This is a genomic window from Ruminococcus sp. RTP21359st1_H3_RTP21359_211015 (assembly GCF_040909065.1).
Classification (GTDB): domain Bacteria; phylum Bacillota; class Clostridia; order Oscillospirales; family Ruminococcaceae; genus Hominimerdicola; species Hominimerdicola aceti.
The window spans coordinates 1-1179 of sequence record NZ_JBDGDD010000085.1 but is presented as its reverse complement, the minus strand read 5'-3'; the positions used below and the strand labels follow the sequence as shown (position 1 = coordinate 1179).

General features: G+C 36.0%; 1 protein-coding gene. It reads left to right on the top strand.

The features are described from left to right. Positions 1–223: 223 nt before the first annotated feature. Positions 224–1179 (top strand): transposase (locus AB5Z01_RS13775; protein ID WP_368365626.1); only part of this gene is annotated, 956 nt, incomplete at its 3' end.

The following is a 1179-nucleotide window of genomic DNA, read 5'->3' as shown; positions in this document are numbered from 1 at the left end:
GTAGGAAAGCAGTCTTTTTTGTGGTATAATAAATTTGATGAAAAAATACCAACAAGAATATAATACACCATATCAATTAAAATTTCCTATAGAAATTGAAAAAATTATTGAAACAACAGATCCAGTATATACATTTTGTGAAGTTATTGATCATATTGACCTAAATAAATACCTGACGACTGAGGAACGCAGGACAGGCAGACCAAGATATGATGAAAAAACTTTGCTAAAAGTAATACTGTTCGCATTCATGGAAAATGGCTATGAATCATTAAGGAAAATAGAAAAGCTGTGCAAAACAGATATCCGTTTTATGTGGTTATTACAGGACGAAGCGCCGCCAAGCCATATGACGATAGACAATTTTATGAACAATGTGCTTAACGGAAAAATAGAAGAGATATTCGCTGACATCAATGCTTACATATTTGAACAAGAAAACGTAGATATGGATCATGTGTACATAGACGGAACAAAGATCACAGCCAACGCCAACAAATACAGCTGGGTATGGAAAAAGAGCTGTGAGAAAAATCGCGTGAAAGTATTTGCAAAGATAACAGAACTGTTAAGTGAGATAAATAAAAGAATAGCCGCATTTGGTGTGAAATTTGGAGTTCGCGAAGAATATGCCATCGAATATCTCGAACAGATATTGAAGCAATATATACAGCTTTGCGGTTTTGATCCTGCTTCTGCTGTCAGGGGACGTGGACATCATAAAACTCCAGAACAGCGATATTATGATAAGCTTACAAGTTACATTGCGAGACTAAAAAAGTATGCAGAGCACATAAAAATATGCGGCAATGAACGAAACAGTTATTCCAAAACAGACCATGATGCAACATTTATGCGTATGAAAAAAGACTATATGGAAAACGATCAACTGCTCCCAGGTTACAACATACAATTTGGCGTTTGCGATGAGTATATCGCCGTATATGACGTAAAGCAGTATGCCTCGGATATGGATTGCTTCAAGCCGCTTATGGAAAAATTCCACAGAATATATGGAAAGTATCCTGAATATCCAGTTACCGACGCAGGCTATGGAAGCTTCAACAACTATCTGTACTGCGAAGAACACGGAATGGGAAAATACATGAAATTCACCATGTATGAAAAAGAAAGCAAGAATATTAAATACCATAATGATCCATACAGAGCAGTGAATTT